The organism is Idiomarina sp. UBA3162 (genome assembly GCF_002364475.1).
In the GTDB taxonomy this organism is placed as follows: Bacteria; Pseudomonadota; Gammaproteobacteria; order Enterobacterales; family Alteromonadaceae; genus Idiomarina.
Map to the genome: position 1 here is coordinate 1 of NZ_DEYI01000068.1, position 3697 is coordinate 3697.

Annotated in this window: 4 protein-coding genes; 3 read left to right on the forward strand and 1 reads right to left on the reverse strand. The window is 45.7% G+C overall.

Annotated elements, in window-relative coordinates:
• Positions 1 to 826: DNA gyrase subunit A (locus B2X00_RS08635; RefSeq protein ID WP_290487173.1), on the reverse strand; the 826-nt coding region annotated here is incomplete at its 3' end.
• Positions 827 to 976: 150 nt separating this feature from the next.
• On the opposite strand from B2X00_RS08635, the gene ubiG reads away from it, so the two are divergent.
• The 3 genes from ubiG to B2X00_RS08650 form a co-directional block, all read left to right on the forward strand.
• Entirely contained in the window at positions 977 to 1711 is a 735-nt protein-coding gene (gene ubiG, locus B2X00_RS08640; protein WP_290487174.1) for a bifunctional 2-polyprenyl-6-hydroxyphenol methylase/3-demethylubiquinol 3-O-methyltransferase UbiG, read from the forward strand.
• 16 nt (positions 1712 to 1727) lie between these two features.
• A complete protein-coding gene (locus B2X00_RS08645) occupies positions 1728 to 2390 on the forward strand; it encodes an HAD family hydrolase (protein ID WP_290487175.1) in 663 nt (220 codons plus the stop codon).
• 326 nt (positions 2391 to 2716) lie between these two features.
• On the forward strand, positions 2717 to 3697 hold a 981-nt coding region (locus B2X00_RS08650; protein WP_290487176.1), incomplete at its 3' end, for a ribonucleotide reductase N-terminal alpha domain-containing protein.

Sequence of the window (3697 nt, forward strand, 5' to 3'; positions counted from 1 at the left end):
TCTCGATCAAGCGCGCTTTGTTCACCTGATATGGAATTTCACTGACGATAATGCTTTCACGACCTGACTTTTCGTCAACTTCGACCTCGGCTTTAGCACGCAAATGAATGCGGCCGCGACCTGTTTTGTAGGCCTCGACTATGCCAGAACGGCCCGAGATTGACGCCGCCGTTGGGAAGTCAGGTCCTGGAATAAACTCCATCAGCTCTTCAATGCTGATTTCTGGATTATCAATCAGCGCTAAGGTGCCATTGATAACTTCGGTTAGGTTATGTGGAGGAATGTTGGTTGCCATGCCCACCGCTATACCCGACGAACCATTGACCATCAGGTTAGGCACTTTAGTTGGCAAAACGTCTGGAATGCGCTCGGTACCATCGTAGTTATCAACAAAATCGACCGTTTCTTTGTCGAGATCGGCTAACAACTGATGTGCAATTTTCTCCATCCGAATTTCGGTATAACGCATGGCTGCGGCTGAATCACCGTCAACTGAACCGAAGTTACCTTGACCATCAACCAAGGTGTAGCGCAGCGAGAACGGTTGTGCCATACGCACGATGGTGTCATAAACTGCGCTGTCGCCATGAGGGTGATATTTACCGATAACGTCACCCACCACACGGGCAGACTTTTTATAGGGTTTGTTGAAGTCATTCCGCAATTCATTCATCGCGAAAAGTACGCGACGATGCACGGGTTTCAAACCATCCCGAACATCTGGAAGCGCTCGACCCACAATCACGCTCATCGCGTAATCAAGATAAGAACTTTTTAATTCATCCTCGATATTGATGGGTGAGACTTCTCTAGCCAGATCGCTCATATATGTATCCCTAAACTCAAGCTATACTTAATCGTTGTTATAATTAATTAGGTATTGTACCCGTCACAGGGTGAACACGCACCCTCTTTTTCAAAAACGTCCGCTGATGTAAACTCTATAGAAGTTACGCCAATTTGGAACCTCTAACACATGTCAGAACGAGCCTCTTTAAGAGCCCTTAGCAATAACGTTGACGAAAAAGAAATCGAAAAATTCTCCGCCCTTGCTTCGCGGTGGTGGGACACCGAGGGCGAATTCAAACCGCTACATCAAATTAATCCACTGCGATTAACCTTTATTGAACAGCAAGTAGGCGGGTTATTCAACAAGCATGTTGTTGATGTCGGTTGCGGTGGTGGTTTATTAACCGAAGGTATGGCAAGTCGTGGTGCTCGAGTAACCGGTATTGATCTCGCTCACGACTCGTTAGAGGTCGCTCGGTTACATGCATTGGAATCGCAACTCAGTATCGACTATCAACAAGTCAGCGCTGAAAACTTTGCTGCAGAAAATTCCGCACAGTTTGATGTCGTCACCTGTTTGGAAATGCTCGAACACGTTCCTGACCCTGCGGCCATTGTAAGTGCGGTATGTGAGATGGTTAAACCCGGCGGTTACGCTGTTTTCTCTACATTAAATCGCAACGTGAAATCCTGGCTACTAGGCATCGTGGCCGCTGAGCATGTGTTACGCTGGGTACCTAAAGGGACTCACCAGCATCAACGATTTATCAAGCCGTCTGAATTGCTGCGTATGACCGACACGCATGGATTGCAAGCTAAAAAGATGAGTGGCATCGTATATAAGCCTTTGCAGGGCTTTATGCTCGATGACCATGATGTTGACGTTAACTATATCGTTGTACTTCATAAACCCAACCGCTAACTCAATAGGGACCCCCGTGAACAAGCATCCGGTAGCTGCAGTTTTGTTTGACCTCGATGGCACATTATTAGATTCAGCACCGGACTTGGGCTTTGCGCTCAATCAAGTCTGTCGTGAAAATGGATTGCCGGAGATACCTGCAGAGATATATACGCCTGTTGCTTCGCATGGTTCTCGCGGGTTACTGGGGTTAACGCGACTCGATGAGAACGCCCTGCTTGCGCTAAAACCAAGGTTTCTCGAGATTTATCGCAACAACTTAGCGCTTCATAGTCAGTTATTTGAAGGCATCGAGATGTTGCTCAGTTCACTTCGCCGAAATCAGATTAAAATAGGCATCGTTACCAATAAACCCGAATTTCTTACTCACCCGTTGATAGCACAATTTGAAGCGTTACAAAGTATTTCGGTGGTCGTCTGCGGTGACACGTTAGAGGTTGCAAAACCATCGCCCAAGCCGCTTTATTACGCAGCCGAACAACTTGCTGTCGATCCCAAAGATTGTGTGTATATTGGTGATGCGGAACGCGATATCGTGGCCGGCCGAAATGCAGGTATGGTGACAGTCCTTGCAGAGTATGGCTATATCGCGAGTACTGACCAACCCCAACAGTGGTTAGCAGATTACACTATCGCGCATCCCAATGCCTTGATAGAACTACTCGCTTTACCGAAATAAGTGAGCTAAATCGTTCATTTTTTAATAGTTTTTATGACACCTATTTTGCATAGAACGCTTGTTTCTAAAGTCATGATTTTTTCAACTAAAAAATTATAAAATTTACACTTTCACGCAAGCCTATGCACGATAAGCGCTTGCAAAATTTCAAGCGGCTTTAAACGAATATTTACTACTAAATATACTTGATCGATGTGCGGGTTGTATCTAGTATGCCTGTAACACATCGACTACTAGATATTGTGTTCATTTGGTATACAGACCGAAAATTACACAATATCTTGTGGCCACAAATCTATAACAAACAGCTAAGAGTCGGCGCTAAAATGAACGAGCAACTTTTCGTTACCAAACGCAGTGGTCAACGTGAACCACTGAATTTAGATAAGATTCATCGTGTCATCATGTGGGCTGCAGAAGGCCTCAATAATGTCTCTGCTTCTCAAGTCGAAATTAAGTCACATATTCAGTTCTATGATGGGATCAAAACCGAAGATATTCATGAAACCATAATAAAAGCTGCTGCGGACCTAATTTCAGAAGAAGCGCCTGACTATCAGTACATGGCTGCACGACTGGCCATTTTCCATTTACGAAAGCGCGCGTATGGTAAGTTTGAGCCCCCTCGCCTCTACGACCATGTCAAGAAAATGGTTGATGAGAAACGCTACGACGCACACTTACTAGAAGATTTCAGTGAGCAAGAATTCGATCAGATGGACGAAATTATTGATCACTGGCGTGACATGAATTTCTCTTATGCTGCGGTTAAGCAGTTAGAGAACAAATACTTGGTACAGAACCGAGTGACTGGTGATATCTACGAAAGCGCGCAGTTCCTTTATATTTTAGTGGCGGCTTGTTTGTTTGCTAATTATCCAAAGTCCACTCGTATGGACTACATCAAGCGCTTCTATGATGCAACGTCAACGTTCAAGATCTCGTTGCCCACACCGATCATGTCGGGTGTTCGCACACCAACTCGCCAGTTCAGTTCATGTGTATTGATTGAGACGGGTGATAGTCTTGACTCAATTAACGCGACAGCCAGTGCAATCGTTAAGTATGTCTCTCAGCGTGCGGGTATTGGTATCAACGCGGGTCGTATTCGCGCACTCGGTAGCCCTATCCGCAATGGTGAGGCATTCCACACTGGCTGTATTCCGTTTTATAAGTATTTCCAAACAGCAGTGAAGAGCTGTTCACAAGGCGGCGTGCGTGGTGGTGCAGCTACCCTGTTCTACCCGCTGTGGCATCTTGAGATCGAAAACCTGTTGGTGCTTAAAAACAACCGCGGCGTTGAAGAG